At 33.0% G+C, this 25062-nt stretch carries 16 protein-coding genes and 2 pseudogenes; 4 read left to right on the plus strand and 14 right to left on the minus strand.

The genetic code is table 11. The features are described from left to right. The 9 genes and pseudogenes from ACFTQ7_RS04135 to ACFTQ7_RS04175 all read right to left on the minus strand — a co-directional run. On the minus strand, positions 1-185 hold a 185-nt coding region (locus ACFTQ7_RS04135; RefSeq protein ID WP_386827452.1), incomplete at its 3' end, for a hypothetical protein. 226 nt (positions 186-411) lie between these two features. Beyond that, positions 412-564 (minus strand): annotated as a pseudogene (locus ACFTQ7_RS04140) (prepilin-type N-terminal cleavage/methylation domain-containing protein); the annotation flags it as partial. Between the two features lie 10 nt (positions 565-574). Further along, on the minus strand, positions 575-1648 hold the full coding sequence (comGB, locus tag ACFTQ7_RS04145; RefSeq protein WP_386827453.1) for a competence type IV pilus assembly protein ComGB: 1074 nt from the start codon (positions 1646-1648) through the stop codon (positions 575-577). Further along, a complete protein-coding gene (gene comGA / locus ACFTQ7_RS04150; RefSeq protein ID WP_386827454.1) occupies positions 1626-2645 on the minus strand; it encodes a competence type IV pilus ATPase ComGA in 1020 nt (339 codons plus the stop codon). Before comGA ends, comGB begins: the two co-directional genes overlap by 23 nt. Positions 2646-3110: 465 nt before the next feature. Further along, positions 3111-3413, minus strand: a complete 303-nt coding sequence (locus tag ACFTQ7_RS04155; protein ID WP_386827455.1) for a hypothetical protein — start codon at positions 3411-3413, stop codon at positions 3111-3113. Between the two features lie 485 nt (positions 3414-3898). After that, on the minus strand, positions 3899-4201 hold the full coding sequence (locus ACFTQ7_RS04160; RefSeq protein WP_386827456.1) for a hypothetical protein: 303 nt from the start codon (positions 4199-4201) through the stop codon (positions 3899-3901). Between the two features lie 305 nt (positions 4202-4506). Continuing rightward, the gene (locus ACFTQ7_RS04165; RefSeq protein ID WP_386827457.1) at positions 4507-5091 is read right to left on the minus strand and encodes a histidine phosphatase family protein; all 585 of its coding nucleotides are present in this window, start codon (positions 5089-5091) and stop codon (positions 4507-4509) included. Between the two features lie 2 nt (positions 5092-5093). Then, positions 5094-5948, minus strand: a complete 855-nt coding sequence (locus ACFTQ7_RS04170; protein WP_386827478.1) for a M4 family metallopeptidase — start codon at positions 5946-5948, stop codon at positions 5094-5096. Positions 5949-6876: 928 nt separating this feature from the next. Further along, a complete protein-coding gene (locus ACFTQ7_RS04175; protein ID WP_386827458.1) occupies positions 6877-8838 on the minus strand; it encodes a methyl-accepting chemotaxis protein in 1962 nt (653 codons plus the stop codon). A gap of 846 nt (positions 8839-9684) precedes the next feature. Between ACFTQ7_RS04175 and ACFTQ7_RS04185 the strand changes: the two genes are divergently transcribed. The 4 genes from ACFTQ7_RS04185 (at position 9685) to ACFTQ7_RS04200 (ending at position 12758) form a co-directional block, all read left to right on the plus strand. Then, positions 9685-10353, plus strand: a complete 669-nt coding sequence (locus ACFTQ7_RS04185; protein ID WP_386827460.1) for a lipoprotein BA_5634 family protein — start codon at positions 9685-9687, stop codon at positions 10351-10353. 21 nt (positions 10354-10374) lie between these two features. Beyond that, the gene (locus ACFTQ7_RS04190) at positions 10375-10740 is read left to right on the plus strand and encodes a hypothetical protein (RefSeq protein WP_386827461.1); all 366 of its coding nucleotides are present in this window, start codon (positions 10375-10377) and stop codon (positions 10738-10740) included. A 101-nt stretch (positions 10741-10841) separates the two neighbouring features. Continuing rightward, on the plus strand, positions 10842-10994 hold the full coding sequence (locus ACFTQ7_RS04195) for a hypothetical protein (protein ID WP_386827462.1): 153 nt from the start codon (positions 10842-10844) through the stop codon (positions 10992-10994). A 582-nt stretch (positions 10995-11576) separates the two neighbouring features. Beyond that, complete coding sequence (locus ACFTQ7_RS04200) at positions 11577-12758, plus strand: hypothetical protein (protein WP_386827463.1); 1182 nt, start codon at positions 11577-11579, stop codon at positions 12756-12758. 845 nt (positions 12759-13603) lie between these two features. Here the strand turns inward: ACFTQ7_RS04200 and ACFTQ7_RS04205 are convergent. The 5 genes and pseudogenes from ACFTQ7_RS04205 to ACFTQ7_RS04225 form a co-directional block, all read right to left on the minus strand. Continuing rightward, positions 13604-13990: a hypothetical protein gene (locus ACFTQ7_RS04205; RefSeq protein WP_386827464.1), complete on the minus strand. Its 387-nt coding sequence runs from the start codon at positions 13988-13990 to the stop codon at positions 13604-13606. After that, the gene (locus ACFTQ7_RS04210; protein ID WP_386827465.1) at positions 13987-14304 is read right to left on the minus strand and encodes a hypothetical protein; all 318 of its coding nucleotides are present in this window, start codon (positions 14302-14304) and stop codon (positions 13987-13989) included. Before ACFTQ7_RS04210 ends, ACFTQ7_RS04205 begins: the two co-directional genes overlap by 4 nt. Beyond that, positions 14273-19147, minus strand: coding sequence for a DNRLRE domain-containing protein (locus tag ACFTQ7_RS04215; RefSeq protein WP_386827466.1), 4875 nt, complete (start codon positions 19145-19147; stop codon positions 14273-14275). Before ACFTQ7_RS04215 ends, ACFTQ7_RS04210 begins: the two co-directional genes overlap by 32 nt. 1078 nt (positions 19148-20225) lie before the next feature. After that, positions 20226-20772 (minus strand): annotated as a pseudogene (locus ACFTQ7_RS04220) (transposase); the annotation flags it as partial. Between the two features lie 1024 nt (positions 20773-21796). Next, positions 21797-24841 (minus strand): RNA-binding domain-containing protein, encoded by a 3045-nt coding sequence (locus ACFTQ7_RS04225; RefSeq protein ID WP_386827467.1) that lies wholly within the window; start codon positions 24839-24841, stop codon positions 21797-21799. Between the last annotated feature and the right edge of the window lie 221 nt (positions 24842-25062).

Consider the following 25062-nt stretch of genomic DNA (forward strand, 5'->3'; position numbering starts at 1 on the left):
GTTGTATCAAGTCTACTCGCTACTCCACCCATCCTTTGTACTGACTGACTTAAAGCTGTTGTATCAAGTCTACTCGCTACTCCACTCATCCTTTGTACTGACTGACTTAAAGCTGTTGTATCATATATTCTTGATAATTTTCTTATTTGTCTATTCATTTTTTCTATATCATTAATGCTACCCATCAGCGCTCCTGCCCTTCACCTTAGAATCACAAAATAACAAGCATATATTACTAGTATAAACATAAAAAAGCCTAAGGTGAAATCTTTGGCATATGACAAATAAATTGTTTATTTGTTCTATCAAAATTAACAGATTAGAACAATTATAGAATTATGTATTTTCACAAACACGCTCCAAACCCTTGATATGACTGACTTTATTATACAAGTTGCCTTTCAACTCTTTTATACTCACATACGCTTTACAGCCCTTCTCATCGACGGTGGCAAAATGTTTTGTAACATTGGGGATTGTAATTAAAATTAATATGGAAATAATCAGAAGAACAATTAGCATTTCAATTAAAGTAAAACCTGCTTGCTGCTTTATACGTTTCATTATTAACCTCCTATACTAGTTCTATCATGTGATATATTGGCAATAATAAACTTACATATGCGGCAACTATGCACATCGCAATTATGATAAAGAAGGTAGGCTGCACGAACGCAAGGATTTTTTGCAATAGTTGCTCTTGCTTTTCCGTCAATAATTCGCTATACAGTACTAGCTCTTTTCCTAAATAGCCACTTTGCTCTCCGTGTTCAACAAATGTCGTGAAATCCTTCTGCCAAACTGTCATTAATTTAACTGCTTGCGTTAGCGAATCACCCAAAACAACTCGATCCTTTATACATCGCGCTAGATATTGTAAAAACGGTTGAAGTCGCTGTTCCTCTAAAATTTGTAGACTTGCCTGTAAAGAAAACCCACTTTGTAGCAGACTCCCTAAATAAGCGGCAAATTGTCTCGTCAAAGACATTCGTGTATATATCCGAATCAAAGGTGTTTTTAGAACAATATTTAACTGGCGAGCAATCGGACGTCGTTTGAGAGTAAAGTGAAAAATGAAAATACAACAAAATACTGCAATGCCTATGAACATTAAAGCATCGGGAAGATGCAATAATGCATTTGACAAAGCAATGCTTGTCTCCTCAGTACCGGTAGTTCGGCTAGTCACCATTTTTTCGATATTAGGAAAGAATATGGTACGAAACACTAAAAACAACAGCAACAAAAATAAAATAAGTACTACAGGATATAGGAGTAGCTTCATTAATTTTTTCTTCGTCGCTTCACTCAAAGCCATTTGCTTTGCCATACCTTTTAACGTCTCAACCATATGTCCATTGTTTTCTGCAACTGTAATGGCTACTAAATGCTGTTTTGGAAGTTGTAATGCTTCAAAAACTCCTAAAACACCGACTCCTTGTCTCAGCTTTTCATTGATTAGCTTTTGTATGTCTTCATGCGCTTCAATATGATGAGGTAATAAAATAGAAATAGCCTGCGGGAATAAATAACCTTCCTGCATTAACACACTTAATCGACTAAAAAAATGAGCTTGCTCCCTTACACGCCATTTTGTTGCCTTAATGTAAGCCATTTGAATTCTTTCAATAAACGTTCGTATTCGCATAGTGATGACTCTCTATCATTTCTTTTTGACCTGCAAGTGTTAAATCATGTGGCAGTTCATAGCTAGTTTTTCGCATAATTGCTGTAATGGCCATTTGAAGTTGAACATCGCTTAATATTTCAAACAATGCACGGCGTTCTTCCTGTATTATGGGTGATTGGAAAAGTGTTTGAGCGACTATACCTACCACAGTTTGGCGGAGTTCTTCTATTGATACACCCAAGTCCATAAATCGATAAAGGCAGTTTACCGAATCCTTAGCATGAATGGTCGAGACTACTAAATGACCTGTTAAAGAAGCTTCGATTGCGATTTTTGCAGTCTCTTTATCGCGTATTTCACCAATCATAATAACGTCAGGTGAGTGGCGTAAAATAGCCTTTAAACCTGTAGCATATGTAACGCCAGCTCGTTCATTTACTTGAATCTGTAAAAGATTAGCTTGATTATTTTCTACAGGGTCTTCTAAAGAAATGACATGACGATTTAGCTCTGTCGAACAGTAATGGATTAGTGAATACAAGGATGTTGACTTGCCAGAGCCTGTTGCACCTGTGAAACATAAAAGTCCCTGTTGATGTTTCACTAGCTCCATCAACATGTTTGCTGCATATTCGGAATAAGATAAGGAAGTAAGTGGGAATGCATGATTTTGTAGAAGTAAACGGATAATTAGGCTTTCTTTTAAAAATACGGAGGGAAGTGTCGAGACACGAAAGGCATATTGATCTTGTTCCATAGCTTTTTGGAAGGAGCCGCTTTGGGGTTTTCGCCGCTCGCTAATATCTAATGCCGCTGAAAATTTATAAAAGGAAATCATTCGTTCCGCAAGATTGTTTGGTAACTCCCCTGCTTGGAGTAGCTTATCATATTTGCGAAAATAAATACGATACCGCTCACTTTCCGGAACTAAAAGTAAATCTGATGCACCGAAATGATAGGCTTTAAGTAAAAGTTGCTCACATTTTCGTTCAACAACCGTTTCAAAATTTTGCATATTCGCACCCCTCTTCTGATTTATTCGAATATGACCGCTCTATTCGTTATGTCCTAGTATAGATAGGAACCTGTCGCAAGAAAAGCCCTTTTCTTAAAATAAAAATTTGCTATAAAATTTCCTATCAAACATGTTTTTTGCTATAAAAATGTGGATAACGTGCTAATTTGCACTAAATGTAATACAGTTCGTTCAAGGTTGTTAGCATTATGCTCATATTTGAAATTATACAATTCTGCTATATTCGATAAATGAAAGAGGCTACCAAAAATAATATGGCAGCCTCTTTATTCTTCTAATCACTTATTTAAATTTCTTGGTTATTTAATAACAACTTAAAGGAATGTTATGTTTGCATAGTCATATCTAATTCTAATGCCTGCCCATTAATTTCAACCTCAACTTTATATTTATTAAGGTAAATATGGTAATAGACAATTTCCCTACTAGAAAGTAACCGTTTTTTTAACTATTATTTTGCAGCCAAGTATCAAAGGAGCTTTCTAAGGATGTTTGAATGTCATCCTCTTCTTTTAGCGTGACTGTAAAAAGAAATTTTCCATAGTCTTTTAAACTTCCGCTTTTTTCGTTGATTTCTTCCAGATTTCCATCTTGATAATATATTTCCCAATATCCCTGTTCTAGATTAACTGCAATACTTTCATGAATTATTTCTAAGTCATCCCTATCAGCAATGTCTCTATATCTTGTAAGATGATAGTGTGGAGAAATAAAATGTGTAATGTCCGAAATATTAATATTAAACAAATTTTTTATATCATTTTCTAGTATGGTGAAATTATCTTTAGTAGTGAAAAAAACCAAAAAAATACAGACGAAAATACAAATAGTGTATATATTGGTCGGGTCAGAAAAAAATACAATCCCTAGGTATTAATGATGGAATCGAAACAATTCAATTTCCGACCGTTTTCCCCAGTATAAAATGGTTGAAACACTCTTGGTAAATCAGAAGCTACTATACCTACTCCAGAATCTATTAACGATCCCTAATAGATACTCGTACAGGCTTCAACATTTGCGTGATAATCTTGCCCGTAAGTAGACCAATTTTAGATAACTGGTTGGAGATGTCACTTGTTATTGGAGAAGTTAACGATAATCGGTAATTTTTTTGGGTGGTAAAAGAATTTTTAAAACAAAAAAAGATCTTCTATAATGAATTACTTTTTGTTTCTGCTGATTCTTTCAAATATTAAATGCAAACCCATTCCCATTGCCCAGTATACCAATTACGTCGCCAACCGCAGCTCTGAGGCATAGGTGGAGTAGTTGTTGTTGGACCACATAACGTTCCTGCTTGATTTATCAACTACATCTTTAGGATCTTTTCTTCTCCTTATTGGAGCTCCGCCTGAACTATAATCGTCAAAGACCCAAATATATTCACCAGGAATAGTTGAGGTTGAAGGAACTATTGTTTCTTCATTTAGAAATCGAACATTACAGAACTTTCTACCGTCTCTCATTATTATATCTACATTTTTATTTATCCATTGGTATCCTTCAGGTGACGGATACTGTTGCCTCGTCATTAAAACATCCTCCTTTTTATTAAAGTAAAGCCCTTTATATGTACTACAGTATGGTTTGTTTTTTTCTTGTATAGGCTTTAAATGCGCATATTATAAAACATCATACTAAAATTATTAAAAGACCCTCCAAATGGGGATCTTAATTGTTTCCTTATTACATATTCATTTTTTATTTATGTGCCTAATATAAATAGGTCATTGTAGTATCGCTCTTATTTTTCACATCAAAATTAAACAACTTTGTTGTCACCTATAGCTTTTGAAATAAAGTGAACTGATTAAAAATTGCAACGTTTTGAAATAGTTTAACGTTCACTAGATGGCATTCGCCATATTCGCTCAACTTGACTGCCGTTATTCACTGCTGTAACAAGATAAACATCTACTTTGTTCATGGTTTTGCACTGCTCAAATTCGATTCCTTGATCTAATTCAGACAATAGAAGGGTCATTGTTACCCGGTGAGTGACTAGAATGACAGAATTACCATCATCGCTTTCATTCAACTCATTGAGCAATGATCTGACTTGGTTCGCCACCTTAGAAACTGAATCCCCACCCGGAAATGCGAATTCTTTATGCTCGAAAAGCTTCTGTAAATGATTCCAAATATCTCCGGGGTAATCTGTCGTATTGCCCAAATTAAGCTCTTTGAGCTTAACATCCGTTTTACAATTCACACCATCAAAAGCACGACAAATCTCGTCAGCTGTCTGTCTTGCGCGTAGTAAAGGACTAGATATAATGCGAATTACATCAGGGCCATGTTCTTGAGCTAAAAAAGCCGCCACTAGTATTGATTGTTGTATCCCAAAATTCGAGAGAGGGGCTTCGGGATGGTTCCCCGAAGCTTCTCCATGACGCACGACATATATTCGATTCGCCTTCATAATCAGGATTGTCTCGGAATACCCACTTCACGGAATGCACTCTTTACAGCATCTACAGCTTGTTGAGGCAACTTACCTTGACCTGTAAGTATTTCTGCCGTTTGAACTATAGCTTCGAATGCTTCTTCGAATGTGGCGTTCCGGTGAATAATCTGCTTGTTTTGAAAAGCAGTATACCACAAGAATGCTGCCTGATCCGTTCCGATTTCTAACGATACAAGGACAAATGCCTTATTAGGTATACCACTATAAAGATGGACGCCGCCATTATCATTACTAAGAGGCAGTTCTTTGTAATCATCAAAGTGGGCAGGCTGATGATCGAATCGATAGGCTGTTCCCGGATCTTTCATTGACCGTAATGCCTTGCCTGGAAATTCTGGTCCGATAATTTCATCCCCGATTAGCCAATCTGCATTTTCTGCCGTTTGTCCCTTCACATGCTGCTTCACGGCACTCCCTATCACATCCGAGAAGTGCTCGTTCAAAGCGCCTGATTGATGCTTATATTCGAGATCGTTATTAAACTCCGTCACCGCGTGAGCCATTTCGTGAGCAATTACATCAATACTTCGAGTGAAATTGATAAACAATTTTCCATCGCCATCGCCGAAGGCCATTTGTTGTACGCTAGGCACCCACATGGCGTTGTTCAAATCTTTATCATAGTGGACATTGGATATCAGATTCATTCCTTCATTATCTAATGAGTTTCGGCCAAGCTTATTTTTGAAATAATCTAGTGTTTGTCCGCAAAGATCGTAAGCAAAATTTACGCTCTCATCACTAGTAGGAGGATCTCCTTCCTTGCGAACCAGTTTCTTCTTAAAAATTGTCGTATTTGCACTATCATAAATCTCCCGTCTGCCCTGAGGTGGCGCTACAGAATTAGATTTTTCAGCATCATCGCTGTTTTTTTCCTTCTATAGTATGCTTTCCATTTGTGTAAGTGTTTTTTTTGCTTCTTCATGTCCCTCTTTTGCCAGTTTCTCAAGTAAATATTTCGGTACAAGGCCTTCCTTGTGCAAATGTTTACTCATGTGGTATTCCTCCAATTGTTTTTCAGTATGGTTGAGTTAACCAATCCTACCTTGAGGATAAACACATTTTTTTATACAACTACTTAATGTAAAGTGAAATTAATCGAAGTTCCACTCAGAACCCGAATTGGTAGAGTCAGCTGTTGAGCGTTTACGTTCCGAAGGATTTGAAGTATTGCATATAAGTCCTATTTAGTGATTTTGCAACCGTTTCTCTGTTGATAGGAAATGGAGCTTCAAAAAGAGAATGCCCTCCCACAGATTTTACGGAAGCTTCTGCATATACGACAGGAGGTAGATTGTTTATGTTATTGACCATTCCTTCACCTTCTTTTATTATTTTTAAGGTTCTTGCCAAATGTTATTAGAAAATATATAATATTCCTTTCAATTCTGATGATGGTATGTTCACCGTATTTTACATTATTAATTTCAGAGGAATTTGGGAAGGAAACCCCGATTTTATCAAAGCTTTTTTCATAACTTTTCTTTCATTGAAAACCTCCAAAAAGGCTTAGGAATATCTCCTAAGCCTTTCAATCTTTCTATTATTGAGTAATACTTGATTTGAAATCAGTTCATAAAGTAGGAATCAATCCTTATCGAATTAAAGAAGAATGATATTTAATTAACTGAAGGTGCATTCAACAACTCAGTTCTTCTTCAAGTGCCTAGAGCTTTTTTAAGATGTCCATACAAAAGGTACACTAAAAAAGGAATCGTGTTTTTATTATGTCTGACTCTGTTAATATTTAAATTGACTAATTAGCTGTTTTAGCTCGTCTGCCATATGCGCAAGAGCTTGTGCAGAAGCATTAATTTCTTCCATCGAAGCTAATTGTTCCTCTGTAGACGCTGCAACGTCCTCTGAAGCAGATGCATTTCCTTGTGCGGAGAATGCCAAATTCTCCGTAATAGCCGTCACCTCTTGTACACTTGCTGACATTTGTTCAGAGGCAGAAGATACCTCTTCCATTTTTGGAGTAATTTTATCCATGCTTACTTTAATCACTTGGAATTTCGTGATCGCTTCATCCGATACATGTAGTCCATTTTGTACATCTTCTGTAACTTTTGCCATGATGTTTACAGATTGTTCTGTTTCCAACTGAATGCCATGGATTAGCTCGAAAATTTGTTGGGCAGATTCCTGCGACTGCTCCGCTAGCTTTCTTACTTCATCAGCAACAACTGCGAAACCTTTGCCATGCTCCCCTGCTCTTGCTGCCTCAATTGCTGCATTGAGAGCAAGTAAGTTAGTTTGATCTGCGATGCTTGTAATTACATCTAAAATGGACGTGATTTGCTGAGAGCGTTCATGTAATGATTGAATTTTCGTATTTGAATCGGTCACCGATACATGAATAGAATGCATTTGATCTTTTGTATCCTGGACTGCCTTTCCACCTTCATCTGCCTGTAGCATTGCATCCTGTGAAAGATCCAACACTGTAGAAGAGATTTCTGCAATATGAAGAATAGCCTTAGAAAGTTCCTGTAGCGATTCTGCATTCTTGTTGGCACTCGTCGTTTGCGTGTCTGCGCTCGTAGCAACATCTTGTATCGAAATGGCTACCTTCTCTGTAGCAATGCTTGTTTGATTAGCATTGGCTGTTAGCTCTTCTGCTGACGAGGCTACCTCTTCAGCATTTTGTTCAATTTTTTGAATAAGAGTTCTTAAACTATCTTGCATATCGTTAAAGGCTTGCCCTAGCTGTCCAATCTCATCATGAGATTTTACGGTCACTTTCTCTGTTAAATCACCCTTACTTATGGTTACTGCACTATCCTTGAGCGCTTTAATCGGTTTTATAATTGATTTCATGACAAAGAAGAATACAATCGCACTAATTACAATTGCAGCGATTAGTACAAGAAACGTTTTATACAAAATAGATGATGCTGATTGGTCAATTTCCTTCGCGAAAATCGTTCCAGTAATTTTCCAGTTTGTCAATTCATTCGTTGTAAAGAACATAATTCGATCATCACCGTCAAAGACATAATCATACGTGCCAGATTTGCTGTCGTACATTTGATCGAGGAAGCTCTCGTTTAATTCCTTACCTGCTTCTAATGTAGGATGTGAGATGACCAAATTATTGTCACCAAAAATAGAAGAATAACCATTTTTCCCTATTTTGATTGAATTTGTGATTTTTTGAAGGTCTGTCAATTTTATATCAAGTGCCATTACCCCAGATTGATCTTTTACCTGACGAGCAATTGTCACGACCATATCCCCAGTTTCAACATCCATATAAGGATTCGTTATTAAAGTTTCACCCTTTAACGCTGTAGCCTCTTTATACCAGTCTTGTTCTAAGGGATTATAATCCGCAATATTCAATTTTGGTTCTGATATCATTGTCCCCTGATTCGTTCCTATATATATGCTTGATACATCTGGATTCCTCTCCAGATATTGATGGAAATTTGTTAATATTGCATTTTCCTGCTGTTCATATTTAGAAGAATCTACCTCCACGCTAAAAACAGTCATGTCGTTTATTTTTTCACTTATCTTATTATCAATTAGTGTACTTAAAATTTTCACACTTTCATTCGCACTAAAGAGTATTTCTTTTTTTATCGAATCTTTTGCTGAAAGATACGATAAACTCCCTACAGTAATAACCGGAATTAGTAAGATTAGAGCAAATAATGTGTACAGCTTACCCTTAAAGGTTCCAAATATTTTTTTCAAAAACAGCTCTCCTTTTGTCTTCATTTAGTTTTTAAAATGGGTTTTGTGTTCAGTTTCTTCTTAGACTTAAAAGAATGCCGCCCCTACTCTGCTCACAACCTCCCCTTCTTTTATCGTTTTAATTTTAACCCTACGTTTTTATCGGACGAAATACTTAAATTAATACACACTTTCTCATTTCTTTGATTTTCCAAACATAAAACCTTCTATTTTTGCATTTCTTCATCATTCTACTAAAATGGAGCCCCTCCTTATCGCTAGATATCGCTCTCAATTCAATAAGGAATCTGAAGAAGAATGGTATCAAACTAACAGGAGGTGCATTCATCCACTCGGATCAAGGCTTCACTATATCCATCCTTTATTCCAATAGCTTGTACAGAAATTGGGACTAAATTAATCTATGTCAATCGTGGGATACCCCATCACAAGAATTGTTTTTTGGTAATTTTAAAGATGAAACAAATATTAAATCATACGAAACACAACATGTAGTAAAAGCGATAAGAAATTATATGTCCTATTACAACCATTATCGTGGCCAACGGAACATAAAAAAGATGACCTCTACACGATACAGTATCACCTTCTTCTAGTTACCAGAATTTTTTAAATGTTCTTTAATAGTGGTACACCTTAGATTAGAATGGATTTTTTTTGAGCTATCACCTACTATGACGAAATTTTTAGAAATCTAAAAGTATTGTTAGATACGTTATAGGTAATTCAATAGGAATTATTGCAGACAAATATTAAACTCCATATTAGAGAAATAAAACAAAATAAAAAAGTAGTGATGAATTTAGTTCCAATCTATCTATTACTAAACTAATTATGGAGGAAAAAATGAATATCATAAAAAATCTGTGTGTTATTGGGGCCATATTATTCGGTTTATATTTGGCATTTACATCTACTGAACCAAGAAACGGAATTTTAATATTAGGTGACAAACAAACAATAGAAGAAATAAAAGTAGACCAAAAAGATAAGGTTAAATCTATTGATTTATATAAAGTCAAGATAACAAAACATAATGGTCATCCAGTATTAATTATGGATCAAAAAACAGCGAAAGATATAGTAACAAAAGGAGTATTACGAGAAGGAGAAAATTCCAATATCGCAGTATCAGATCCAATTCACTCATTACCTGAAATAAAAAATAACGATGCGGTTTTACTTGCAGATAAAAAATATCAAAATCAAAAAGAGATAAAGATTGCTGATAGAGAGATAACAGTAAGTTATGGGGGTAATACTTGGTTTGGTCACAGTCGTGATATGGCAAAAGAAGAGGTTATTCTAATTGTAAACAATTCTATATTTAATCAGATTCCTGTAGAAGAAATAGATATGGGGATATTAGAACTTTATAAGGACTATGGAAATAATAATGGAATTGTTGATATGAATGCTGCCAAATCAGTAAGAACAGAGAATGAATTTACACAAATTTTCGAAAGTCATTCCAATGGTATTAAATGTTCAAAAGGTTTATCAATTATAAAATAATTATATTAAGGAGAATCTTAAATGGCTGGTATTATAGGACATACAGTTGTTACCACAACGGCTGCTTTAGCATATAGAAAAAAATTAAATATCGCAACTTTATTTTCAAGAATGGCATTTCCGGATATTTTCACCATGTTTATTGGTCAAGTACCTCTTATAGGTAATTTAGACGAAAGTTTCATAGGAGGTTTGATTTGTGCAGTACTTTTATCTTTAATAATAATGTTTTGTCTTAAGACAATACCTAAAATAATGTTCTTATTTACTTATAAACAAGGCATATCACATAAAGTCATTTTTATTTCAGCTCTAGTAGGTACTGAACTACATGTACTTATGGACCTTATTGCTATTAACGGCTGGCTTAATGGAACAATATTGTAAACTTGCGTGCTTTAATTATTTACCAACAAAACAGGGAACGATAGTTTAATAATTCCTAAGACAGGACTGCCGGTATCGCTTCAATAAGGAGGAAGTTAAGGATGAATAAGTGGGGCTTTTTATTAATTTTTGCAATATGTTTAGGTGTGACAGCCTTTAAGATAGTACCGTTATATCAAGATGAAATAGTAAGTGCCAAAATAACTCCTAGACGGACAACATTCATTAAGTATTCTTTAGTAAAAAGAACTTAATAAAAAGTTGGCGTGTTATCGCTTTTTTTAGTTCATTTTTTGTTAATCTAATTTCCGCGATACTATTGTATTGATGTTTATCACTTTCTAAATCAGTATACAACCAGAAAAACACCGATTGAAATTGGTAGGAGTAAATTAACCGCTATAAATGCTCGGAGTTATGTGAATCTGGTTTAGTCAATGAGCAATATATAGCGGTTGAAGGTTCTTACAGTTTAAGTATGTTTATATCAAATTTTATTATACATAAGGAGGGAATACACTGTTCCTTATTTATCAACTTTTTGTGACAAATAATATGTCTCATAATCTCCTAAGGGTAGAAATAATTGTATAATACCTTAGAAATTGCATAGATTAATATTTCGAAAATTAGATTTAGCGGTAATAAAATACATACTTAATACTGAATTTCACGAATTTATAATATATTTGATTAAGGCTTTTGAAGCGGATTTATTATAATAGTTACTCTTTAGCAAACTATCAATTAAATCTGTACCCTTAGCTGAAATATTAAATCTGTAACTTTTTTTATTTCCAACGCTATTATCTATAACGTTATGAAGAAAACCTTTCTTGTCTAAAGCCTCAAAATCGGCTAATGAGTCCCTAACAGAGCAAGAGATTATTGATAATTCGTATAAAAAAGTAAAAAATGGTGAATTAGATTTAATTATTGGGTTGACTCCAAATAAACTAGCTCCTCTTGTTAATGATAATTTACTAATGGATATAACTGATCATATAGAAAATAAGAATAATTTACATAAAGGCGTATTAAATAGCAGCGTAAAAGGTGGGAATGGGAAGATATATTATATTTCTCCGGTTATAAAAACAATGTATTTTGTTTTGCAGAACGAAGAGATTTTTAATGATTTAGGCGTTGATTTATTACCTAAGTATCCTAGTTACAGCGACTTTTTGAATACATTGAATCTATTAAAATCCTCCTCCAAAGAACAAAATGACACATATAGCCCTATAGCACTTGCAGTAAAGAATATTGGAGAAGATGATCTATTTATCGGAGACCAGTTAAGGATGTTTGGCTACAATTTAGACACACCTTTTTATAAAGATGGGAAGCTTATGAATAATGAATGGAGAGAGTTATATAATTTTTTTGCTACGATGGTTAAAGATTATGGAAAAGGTTACGAAGAGTATGAAGACGGAACCTACCCTGGTGATAATATTTTTTCTGATGGCGACTATGCGATGATGATTTCTAATTCATTTAACATGGATATATATTTGAATAAAGAATTTAATAGGGATTGGAATGCAAAATCTCCAACGAAACTAGATGCAGATTTTCCTATAAAAGTTTCCTTTTTACCTAATAAAGATGGAGATGAAATACAAAATATAAGACAATCTTCATTAGCGTTTGTTAAAGAAAGTAATAATACAGATATTCTTTTAGAAATAATGAACTATATATTTAGTGAAGAATACACTTTAAAAATGCTCGAATCTAGGGGGAAATATAATCATTTTAGTAACTATCCTCTTTCATATCCAACTTTTTATAACGATAAAACATTATCTGTTTTAAATCAGACTTATAATGAAAACTTTGATGTTTCAACGTTTTATGATGTGCAAGATGGAACTGCTGTTGAGACGTATCCTATTCCGGATAATTATAATGTTTTTGATGAGGCTGTTAATGAGGCTCTTACTGATGTTTACTATAATGACAAAACGATTGATGAATCATATAAATATATTTTCAGATTATACAAAGAGTAATATCGGTCCAATTTAAAAATCTGCTTTTCTTGCACCATAGGACACTCTACTAAATCGCTATATTAGAATTTCCCATAGTTCATTATTCATTATATCCCCCCTTCTTTACACATTTTGAGTAAAAAATTGTTCTATTTGAATAAACTCGTATCTACATGTTATAATTCTTATTGAAGATGTATATAAAAAATATAAGACCATTCAGTGTGACAGCACCACATGGTCTTAGTAACAAGACGAATCGCTTCAAAGGCGATTTGCAATGAGAAAAGAAGTAAACCTACTCACATGCTTGCGAGGCAGCAGAGGCGGTTTACTTTTTTTGTGTAAAAGTAAATGACAAGGCAATTACTGACACTATAAGAATTGCAAAATTTATAGTTATCGTCATTGCTTCAAAAATAATCATGGCATCAACTCCTCTCCCTTCAATCACTTGAAGAAAATAGGTGGAAATTTGATTACCAACCGCCTTGAAACCTCTATCTAGTTACCTCATAATTATATCATAATATAAGAATATATACCTTTTCTGAACATATTTAACTATGGCCATCTAGCCCTCTTTAATCTTCGATAATTTCAATAAAGTTGTAAACTGAAATAGAGCAATCTGGATCAAACCTAATTCAAAAGCTACAATTAATGATTAATTTTATGAAATTCTTATTACTCCAAACATCAAAATATTCAATTTAAAAACCAACCATGTCCGAGTATAATTCGTACATGGTTGGTTTTTTACTATAAGTATTCATTTCTACCCATATTATTCTATAGACAACTATTACCCTTCGAACTGAAGATGATAATTAAGGATTATGGACATACATAATAAAATTAAGTTAAGAAAATACTTTCTCATTTAAATTAGATAAGGCTTCATTAGACTTATTTATTAAATCCGATAAGTAAATAGTATCTTTATTCATTTCTTTTTCCTTATTTTCTAACTCAATCACTTGATTTTTCATGGTAGTTAATTTTTGTTGTAATTGCATTGATTTTTTGGGATTTGCCGAATGACGAGGATAAAAATAGAGGCTACCAAAATTACGTGGTAGCCTCTTTATTCTTCTAATCGCCTTTTTATAGTGTAAATAAATGCGAGCTTTTAACTTTACAAAAGTTGATTTAACATTCGTAATCCGAATAAATTTTGTTATTTGAACGGTTACAAACTTAATTATTCGTGTTTTTTGAGTATAAAAGCATTTATGAAATGGATTCAATTAAGAGCCAAATCAAAAAAAATAAAACCAAGGGCCATACCAATCATCAATAACACAAAGTAAAGTAATTTCACTTTCATATTTTGTACATCAAAAATCCTGCTAGAATAACGATAAACCCAGTAAATAATAGGGGATAAAATTAAGAAACAAAATACGCTTTCTTTGGAAAAACTAAAGTGAAAATGAAAATCTATATTTTTTCTTTCCATAAGGAAAAATTGTAGTCCACCTACAACAAAACCAATTGTATAACTACTAAATAATAAATGAATTAGAGTTTTATTTTTTTGGCCATGCATTATACCACCCATAATTATAGTACCATCCTTGTACAGTATACATACCTATTATCCCAAGATCCAAAACAGTTAAAAAGGATTTTACAAAAAATTTCGCAGCTATTGACGCAGCATATTTCCGTATAGTAAATTTAGTGGATTTAATTAATTTTATCTGTGCCGCTTTTGTGGCTGACATTGTTTTTTTAACATCAGCTAATAAACCACTCTTACTCTTTTTCCCTTTAATATAAGCATTGTAACTACCTATCACAGAGTTTTTTATTTTCTGCGAAAATAACATAACAGCATATATACCATCTTGACTCATATATTTATAAAGGCTTGTAGGAATATATAAGCTCAACCATTTACCTACACCGTAAAGTATACCATTTAAAAATTGTTTTAATGAAAACGAAAATTTTCCATCAGGATCCACATTCATCACTGGATTATTATTCGCATAATTATAACCATTCAACGATAAAGGATTCATTGTATCTCCACGTACAGGGTCTAACGATAAGAACACTCCTGTATTTGGGTTATAGTAACGCGCCATTAGATAGTAAAGTTTTAAATCTTCATCGTATCGATATCCTGCATAACGATATGGATTGATAGTTGCCATTGTACCACTTTGGCTCATGATATTGCCCCATGCATCATATGTGTATTCCGCCACAATAGTTCCGTTATCATCTGTTAATGCTAGTACATCCCCACGATAGTTCGTTAAATAGTAGTACGTTGAACCTTGATATGTCATTGTTAGTGGATGACCATTTGTGTCATATGTGTAAGCTTTGGTAATCGCACCACTCCCATTTTCCTCAAACAACACTTGATTCGATAGACCATTATAACGATAATAAGTTTCACCATTACTGTCTTTACTATATACACGACGTTCATTTTCATCATAACGATAAGATGCAATTGTTTTTGTTAGGAACTTTACTTCTGTTAATTGATCAAAGGCATTCCAAACATATTGGAAGACACCATCATTTGTCACATTTCCATTTGGACTTACAGTGTAAGTTCTCCCACCTGCAGTCTTCATTTGATTCGCATCATTATAACTATAGTTGGTTGTAGTTGTAATACCGTTTTGTAAAGTCGTTTTAGAAGTACGATTTCCAACTGAATCGTATGTGTATGAAATGGATAAACCATTATTGTATTGTTCCTTGACTAGTTGGTTTAAAGCATCGTACGTGTAAGTGACTGCACCATCGTCATTCGTTACTTTGGTAAGTTGCTGATTTTTATCGTACTCATACTCATTTGTACGCCAAGTTGTTGCACTATTTGTTTTCAAAGTTTCTTTTTGTAATTGATTAGCATTATACGTATTTAGGATAACTGCACCATTTTTAAAAGTCGTGCTCTCTAATAAGCTATTTTCATTCCATGAGAAGCTCGCTGATGGTTGTCCATTGAGTGTGACTTCGGATATTTGACCATTATCATCTGTTGCATACTCTATAGTATTTGTACCATATTGAATGCTTGCTAAATCTTTCTCATTTTTATAAGTATACATTATCGAACGATTCACAGGTGCGCTAATGTATACTCTTTGTAAAAGTTCATTTTCAGATTGTGTATACGTAACGTTTTGGTTGTTCAGTGTATGATTTGTCACAGTTGTTGTTAAGCCGTCTGTTTGAGTTGTATACTGATTAACTCCATTGATTTTCACTACATTTGAATTAGTATCTGTAGAAGTTGTAAAGGTAATTTTATCTTTTGTTGGTTTAACAATCTCAATTAAATCACCATCTGCATTATAATTATAGGTTGTTACAGCAGTTGTTAAAGCATCTACTGCAAGTGTTTCTTTTGATACGGAATTTTGTCCATTATAACTAAGAGACATTTGTTTACCAGCAGCATTTGTCACAGATGTTAAATTACTGTTGCCATCATACGTATAAGTAGTAGTTCCATTTGCTGCATCCTGTACTTCTACTAATTCATTTTTTAAATTGTAGCGGTACCATGTAGTTTGCTTTTTCCCATCTTCATATGAAAGAATATTACCATTAAAATCGGTTGTAGTTTTAGTAGTAATATCTAGTTTTACATCTCGGTAAGTTGTTATTTTTCGATTATTCTCATAGTTAGTGTTATACGTTTCGATTTTTCCATCTGGATACTCAACTTGTATCATATCCCCATAGTTATTATACGTATAGGTTGTTATTTCCCCTTTAGGTGTTGTCGATGTCTTCAGATTACCATTCTCATACGTGTTTGTAATCGTTTGCTGATTGGCATCTGTTTGCGTTAAAAGATTACTATATGCATCATACGTGTAGGATCCTGTCACACCTTTTGAATCCGTAGTGCTTAACACATTTCCTTTTGTATCATAGTCATAATTTTTAGTATACGTAGATCCATCTGTATAGGCTACTTTTTGAGATAAAACATTATAGTTTTCATCTAATGTATAGGTTGTTGTGTCCCCTGAAGGTTCGAACATTGCGGTCACACTAAAATTGTTATTTAAACCATAGCGTTTAACTGTACCTTCTGGGCTAGTAACCGATACAATATTATTTTTTCGGTCTAAAGAGTACTCGGTGATAGAATCTATTTGTCCATCTAAAGATGGTTCTGTTACAGAAACTAAATCCAAATCAGTATTATACCCATAAAGCATGATTTTTTGTCTACTATCTATGATTTTCGTTAACTGTCCATTAGTCGTGTAGTAGAAAGAAGTAGGTGTTGATGTTGAGTCATCTTTCTTAATCATTACTCGTGTTAAGTTACCATCTGTATACGTATAGGTTATATCTTGATCATTGTATTTTGCATTCGTAATAAGCCCATCCGTATAATTAAACAGCAATTTCGTACCTAAATTAGTAGTGATAGAAGTAAGCTGATTTGATGTATTATACGTATAAGTTATCGTATTGTTATTTAAATCTTTTTGCTCAGTAATATATGCTACTTGGACATCTGTATCTGTAGTTTTTTCTTTTACCTTAAACATTGTTGTATAACCAGTTGGATAAGTCAATATATATGTTGTTGTATCAAGTTTTTCTAAACGATCATAATTACCTGCTGTGGCAACGTATTTATTGCCATCCCAGGTGAAAACATGGACAGTACCATCTTCATCCTTATAATCGATATTGGTACCATCTGTACCAATTAAAAGCTTCTCTGAACCCGTAAAGCTCCAACCATAGCCGAATGAAGATTTTTCATAATCCTTACTATTATACGTTCGAGTGAAATCTAGACCAAAGCTTCCATAATTGAATAAGCTGAAATCTGTATATTGGACAACATTATTACTTGTGCCTATATTTACAGAGTTAGTCCCATTTGAAATATCATGTGAGGCATAGTCCCAGTAGTCTTCTAATCCTAAACGGTTTGATGTTTTATATGTCACAACGAGTTTCGGTTTATAAGCAAGCGGGTTTGTCGTATTTTCACTACTAATGAATTTTTTATAAATCAATGTTCCTTCTGTTGTACTTTTTAATAATAAACCTAGATTTGTATTTGGATTAGTAAGCCAACCAGTCACCATACTTGTTGGGATGGACCATCGTTGTATACCATCTTCTACATTGTTTGGAATAGACCCAACACTTGTGACTGTTGAAAGAGCCGTTGTATTAAAATCCCCTCCTGGAGTCGTCCAACTCCCTGCCGTCGAATAATTATTCCACGTTGCCGTGTTCTCAACCCATGAATGTTTCATGGCGTGCATACTTAAATTAATAGGACTTGGATCATTCGTTGAAGAAAGATAAAGACTTACATCAGCAGACATGATGACACTGTATTTAGGAATAGGTGACACATCAAACTTCATTAAGCTACGTACGATATTCCCATCCGTCGCAGTACCAACACCTAATTCTGTATCATCCCCACCTGATTGTGTTGGGAACTTTTTGCGAATTGTTGTATCTTCCATTTTAGAATTTCCTTGAATACGCACAATTGTAGGATCAATAACAATTGGATATTGGCGTTCTTTATCCTGTAACCACGCTGCATCAGGTATTAAATCAAGCCATAATGTGTTGTTTTCCTTACGTGCTTTGAGGGTTATATCATAGGACTTCGCTTCCTCTGGAATGGAATTAATACTATTTATAGATTGATAGCCAATAGGTTTATATGCGTCGTACATCATTGGAGCTTCTATAACATATTTCATTTCACCAGTAGAAGCATCCTTCAAATAAATTTGATTATTAATCTGTTCATAGGATAAATTTTCGAGGGATAGCTGATATGAAAAGGTTTGCGGTAACCCCTTTTCAGGTTTTTGGTTAATCGTAATATCTTCTTTTACGAAGTTTTCTCCAACAGAATATATAGTTGAAATATTATCAAATACATTCTCATATTGAATTTGATTATCTGTAGCAACCCCAACCACCTCTTTTGCAGGAATTACTTCACCTTTTTGTTCAATTTCCTTTAGACCAATATCCAGATTATAATGATCTTCTGTCACTTGTACGTTATTCGTTTCACCTTCAATTTTTTCATCAAAAGTTACAGCAAAGCTATTGGCTTTATTTTTATATTGACCTTTGCCATCGTTCTTGTGTTTTTGAAGCTCGTTATCAATATCTTTCCAGTTACCTTTATCATCTTTAAAATGAATAGGTGCCTCATAAATTTCTGTTGTTGAGGTGCCGTCTAAATTGTTATACGTTTTAGAGGTTTCCGTACGCTCCCCTACCACTTCAATTTTTTCTTTTTCTTTTCCTTTTCCTTTCTGAGCATTTTTGTCTGACTGTACTTCAGCAGCACTTGCAAAATTCTCAAAAGGAATTAACGCTATACACAGCGTAAGTACCATGGTGCAAATTAACATTTTTTCGAAAAGACCCCTCAATTACATTCCACTCCTAAACCTTGATATATTTTTGATATCTCTCCAAAGACATCCAATACATGTTATCACTATTTACATATCTAGTTATAAGGAAATATATAGTTGGTATTTTTTACGCATAATATAGTTGCGTGTATACACTTATCCATTAATTCCCATTATTTCATAAGATTCTTGTACCACTGACCTGTGTTTTATCTCCTTAATCCTTTAGTTTCCGCTTCACCACGGACACTTTTACACTTGGCTAATCTATTTTTTGTCTTCAAGGTTTGGAAATTCCATCCAAAAGATTACGTCCATGCTGAACACAAAATACAATTACCGATTAAGGGTCGGCAACTAGTATATGGATTGGTTTCTTCAGTTGATGTATTTACGGAAATTTTAAACAATTCACTAGTCCAACCGTTCCTGAAATTGTATTAATCCTCAGTTCAGCTGATCTTGGTGTTTTTATAGGGTGATTGGAAAATTAAAAACCACATGATTCAATTTTTAATTAGAGGGAGTTATCCTATACTGTCGTTTATTGTAATTTGATGTAGAAGCACAATACCGACGGTACCTTGGGGTGAACGTGAGTCTTTCAGCTTGCAGATAGAAATGCGATCGAGGATGTCACCACTATACTGTCTAATGTATAGTACTTATTCCCCCACACCCCTAAAGCAAACAGAGGGTCTTTCGTATTATACAGTTCAGCCAGAACTTCTGGTTGAACTTTTTTTATTTAGATTTAATCTATCAGTAGCCAGGTAGAACTTACGAAGGCGTGGGACATTGATCCCGTCAACTAAACTATTAAGCCCCTCTTATAGAAATATGTTTGAGGCTGGTTGAGACTTAGATTTCGTATAATAAGCGAAGATATAATACTACTTGGAGGTAATAGGGGTTACTGGTGACTATTATGGTTGGTACATTGAATATCATGGTGAATAGCCATATCTCCATTGACTCTTAATCCGTCTTTGGAAACATTAGATTGAGCTAGGAACTCCGTTAATAAAGCTATTGTAGCTGCATGTGATTTTTCTTAATTTTTTGGAACCTCTATACGACGATAGCCATAACGACCCTCATGATCATTATAAATAGATTGGAATTCCGTTTTTTAATCGGCATCAAAATAGATTTTATTCATTTTAGTCATATAGTAATAGTAACTGCTTCGAGGAATTCCTGCTAGCTTTACTAATGCTTTCACCGGAAATTCATGCCTTAATTCATAGACTACTTGTGCTTTATCCTGTTTGGTGATTGTTCCTTGCTTTGATTGAAGGCCATCTATTCCTTACATTTCCAGTTGTCTTCTCCAAGCAAGAATCGTTGAAGTGGAAGATACGTTAAAGGTAGCTGCCGTTTCAATTAAGGATGTACCGTTTTCATTCATAATAATTAGTACGTACAGTTTAAACTGTTTTGTGTAATTTTTATTGTTTCATAAAGGCATTATGACCATTATGTTCATATTGTTTCACCCATATATTGATCGTTTTCTTATATACACCAATTGATTGCCAAATATCTTTATAGCTTTCATTACCATTCAAATAACGTTGAACAGCTTGAAGTTTTTCTTCTGCAGTAAATTTAGACAATAAACTGCACCTCCAATTGTTAAATGGTGTGTCTAACAATTGAGGCGCAGTTAAAAAAGAGGTGTTTATTTTTATCAAACTATACCTTATTTTTGTTACTAACGAATTATCAAAGTTTTACTTTAAACATATTTGTTTTATCTTGCAATTCTTCCGCCATTTTAGAAAGTGCAGAAGAAGCCAAGGACTTTAGCGCTAATTAAACTTTAATTACTGAAGAAGATGGGTGAGAAATTCTCTTTCCCAAAATAATTTATTAAAACAAAAAAGACCTGCTGGCCTAGTAATTTTTGTACATTGAGGGGTAATTCTTTTTTTGCAATAGTGCCCAATAATCACCTTTCTCTCCTGACATTCAAAAGAACTATGGAAAGAAATTGACATTTTACGTTACTCCAGATAAACCCCGATTGTGGAATAGTTTTATCTTTTCAAAATCAAGCATAAAACTTCCTAAAATAAAATAAAGCATAAAGTTTCCAAACGGAAATTTTATGCTTTACGTCACAACGGATAATGTGATTTTAAGTATATCTTCGCCAATTTCTTAACGATATATTTGCCAACACAGTAATAGCAACCCATTCAAGCTACTTGGTTTTAATACCCTATGTATTTAAAATTGTTATATTAATTTCAATTGAATTTACCTATAACTTTTGGCATTGTTTTGATTAATCTTTTTACTTTTGGCATATGTATGATTAACGATCTACAATAGAAAACTAATTGTAGCTTTTGAATAAAGTTCGATTAAAAGTAAGTTGCAAACGCTGATTTTATACAGAAAGAACCAACTGTTTTGAAACAAAGTTTGATCAAAACAGTTGGTTCTTTATTTATCTCGTTTGGTTTTTATAATATAGATTGATTATTTCTGGATGCGAATCTTCAATTAAAGCACCCCGTTCAGCTTAAGTACATTTCTTCACAATAGAATCGAACTGTGCATTAATATTCTTGAAAAATCATTTACTCAAAAAGATATTACTAACGTAAGTTTAACTACTATATTTAATAAGGTTTATTCAATATCATTCATTTCCAAAATAATATTTTCATGTGATGACTCAATAATTGACCTAGGTATTTGAGTATATTTCCATCCATGTTCGGTATAATTTGAGACAGAGTCAGACAAATAATTGCTTAATGACCTATCCGTTATATAATTTCCATTTACGATAGCACTCTTTTCTTTCCCACTTAATGCATTAATTAAATGATAAGTCCAAACTCCATTCATTAAAATATCCGAGGAATATGAGCTTTGACCTGTTAAACAGGATAAAAATATAGAATAATTCGGATTTTCGTTAGTGTATATAACTAATTCGTCATCATTAATATCCGATATATTACTTCTTTCATTTTCATCCTTAAAGATTTTGGCACATGCATCTATAAAAATTAATGCATTATTACATTTTGATTTTTTTAGCGGATCCAATAATAACTTTGATAGTGGTATAGCTGTTTCAGTTATATTAGAAGAATGCATATCATAAGTTGACAAATAGTTTGTTACTCCATTATGGAATCCATGACCTACATAATAAAAAATAAACCGATCTTTCTCAGTTAATGAATTAAAGAGCATTTTAAGATCAAATTCTAAATTCGACTTTACTGCCTCTTCATTTTTTATAACAATAATATCTTCTTCTTTTATTTTCAGATGATCAATTAATACATTTTTAAACTTTTCTGCATCCTCGTTAGCATATTTAACAGGGGGGATTTGATTCTGATTTCTAGGAAAATAATTTTCTATAGAAATAATAAGAACAACGTTTTTTTCATAGTGCGGTTTGCTTAATGTTATTACTGTTTTAGGTGGTCTATTTTCTATAACATTTTGATTCCCCACACGAACATATTTATAATTACTAATTAAAATCGGCTCATCATTTTTTTCTATTTCTATAGCAAATAGAATTTTTTGATTATGTTGAATCCAATCATACTTAATCTGCGGAACCTCTGATAATAGCTTTACAGCTTCCCCTATAATCTCGACTATTTTAAAATCTTTACTTATACCTACAACTTCATTTAAAAGTGAATTAACTTCTTTAATTCCAAATATTAACTTACCTCCATCTGTATTACTAAACGCCGCTATGGACTGTGATAATATCTGAGGAGTATATGGAACTGGGTTAAAGTCTAAAATCTTAGATTTCTTCTCTTTAAGTAACTTATCTAAGTCATCTGAAATAAATTCTATTTTATTAATAGGTATTTTATTCATTCCTGTTTTCTTAAATAATTGTCCCATAGTTATCCTTCTAACACTATGCAAATCACCATTTTCACACCACAGCTCAGCATCCATATAGTCTAAAACATCGAATTCAGAAGTATAGTATAATAAAACTTTATTTCCATCAGAAGGTCTAGCAACTACTGCTATTTCATTACCATTTTTAAAAATTCCTCCAATTATACTTTTAGCTATTCGATAACTATTTGAACAATCATATTCATCTAAAGTATTTAAATAGTTTAAAACATTATCTACCGCCCTATCGACTAAACTCTCAGCATAAACTAATGCATTATAATCCAATTTTGATAAATGATAAAACGAAGGAGGAATTTTATTATTTTCAATTTTACTTTCTAGTTCTGCAAATGATTTAAATTTATTATCATTTGTATTTTCTAAAATTTCAAAGTCATCCTCTTTAATATGAGTAATATCAAATTCTTCAACTTCGAAATAATGCTTAATTTCTGGAATAGAAGATCTTAATAAAAAATCAATTTTTTTGTCATGACCTCTTAAATTATAATAATTACCTAATTCTCCAGATAATTTTAACAACACACTATTTGAGTCCCATGGTTCCTTTACATAAAGCGTGTTCTCACTAATGTGAGTATAAACTACTTTAGAAAACCCTAATTCATCATAAGTAATTTTTAATTCTCCTGCTTCGTATATTTCTAAGGCATCTGTATTTTCATCTAACATACTTAACGGAGTATTTAACAATTCTTTACTTTCATCATTTTCAATCCAGACTTTTAAGTAGGGTAAAATTTTATACAAATGGCTCTTTAACAAACTTGCAGACTGTGTTTCGGGATGAACTAATTTAAACTCGCTTTGTCTCAAAATTGTCACTTTAAAATAATTTAAAAACGTTTCTAGAGACCGATGTTGTTTATTTTCGGCACTTAAATAAATGAACCCATACTGTTCTTGGAATACTGACTCATTTCCATCCCAATAATAATATAGACTATTACATTCATTAAAAAACTTTTTACTATTTAATAAGCTATTTTCTTCAGACCAATTTTCCACTAGTTTAATTTGTTCATGATTCCAATATTCACAATTATCCATAAGATGGTTATATATTGACTGGATTCTTTTTAAATTATCTTCTTTAAATTGATTGTTATCATCAGTATCTCTAGAAATTTGAGATAAAACTTCTAAGTAGTCTTCAAGTTCTAGATGTGTTTTAAAATTAAAAAATGATTTCCATTCTAATGAAAGCTCAGGGCCTTGAAAAACAGGTAGATATTTCTCTGCGATTTCAATTATTTCTTCCGAATTTAGAAAAATTGCACTCGATTTTAAACAATTATTCTTTAATGTAGGTAAACAATTATTGTTATTAATAAACCAAGGAATGTAGTTGCCTATTTCATCACCACTAATTCTCCCAGGACGCCCATAATTTCCCCAAAATGCAAGAGCAGGTTTATTTAAATCATTTGGAGAATATAAAGTCATTATGTCTTCCCATAATATTTTGGCAACTTTAGGATTATTATTTATATGTTCAAGAAACTCAATTGAAACTATTCTTTCAAATTCATCCGCTCTAAATACAGATTGAAATGGTTTAAACTTTTTATCATCATCATTAAAGTATTCGTCTTTAATTCCACTTGATAATAATTGCTGTTTAGTATATTTGTCTGAGTAGTTTAGAATTGAAATTCCTTCCTTAGCACTGAGTTTTTTAAAAAAACGTTTCCATTCATCAATTTCTAATTTATTCTCACAATACTTTTCACTAATAAAAAAATCTTTCTGAATTATCATTTCTAATTCCACTCTTGGTTTATAGTAATTAGATATATAACATTCTTTTACTGGTATTAGTGAACCCTTTTGTGTAAGAATTTTAATTTTATTTAAGTCATTTAATAGAGAATCATCTAAAACACCTTTTTTATATGACGGATTGTAATATTAAGTGCAACACCCAGAAGTCAATATAAAGGAAGCCCATAACGACCTCGTGTAGAATGTAGTTACCACAC

The sequence above is a fragment of the Lysinibacillus sp. NPDC056959 genome (assembly GCF_042674095.1).
In the GTDB taxonomy this organism is placed as follows: Bacteria; Bacillota; Bacilli; order Bacillales_A; family Planococcaceae; genus Lysinibacillus; species Lysinibacillus zambalensis.

Bases quoted from the DNA above. Each gene is read 5' to 3' on its own strand.
- comGB (WP_386827453.1), bottom strand. From the start codon at position 1,648: ATGCGAATACGAACGTTTATTGAAAGAATTCAAATGGCTTACATTAAG.
- comGA (WP_386827454.1), bottom strand. From the start codon at position 2,645: ATGCAAAATTTTGAAACGGTTGTTGAACGAAAATGTGAGCAACTTTTA.
- ACFTQ7_RS04160 (WP_386827456.1), bottom strand. From the start codon at position 4,201: ATGACGAGGCAACAGTATCCGTCACCTGAAGGATACCAATGGATAAAT.
- ACFTQ7_RS04165 (WP_386827457.1), bottom strand. From the start codon at position 5,091: ATGAAGGCGAATCGAATATATGTCGTGCGTCATGGAGAAGCTTCGGGG.
- ACFTQ7_RS04185 (WP_386827460.1), top strand. From the start codon at position 9,685: ATGAATATCATAAAAAATCTGTGTGTTATTGGGGCCATATTATTCGGT.
- ACFTQ7_RS04190 (WP_386827461.1), top strand. From the start codon at position 10,375: ATGGCTGGTATTATAGGACATACAGTTGTTACCACAACGGCTGCTTTA.
- ACFTQ7_RS04195 (WP_386827462.1), top strand. From the start codon at position 10,842: ATGAATAAGTGGGGCTTTTTATTAATTTTTGCAATATGTTTAGGTGTG.
- ACFTQ7_RS04210 (WP_386827465.1), bottom strand. From the start codon at position 14,304: ATGGGTGGTATAATGCATGGCCAAAAAAATAAAACTCTAATTCATTTA.
- ACFTQ7_RS04215 (WP_386827466.1), bottom strand. From the start codon at position 19,147: ATGTTAATTTGCACCATGGTACTTACGCTGTGTATAGCGTTAATTCCT.
- ACFTQ7_RS04225 (WP_386827467.1), bottom strand. From the start codon at position 24,841: ATGATAATTCAGAAAGATTTTTTTATTAGTGAAAAGTATTGTGAGAAT.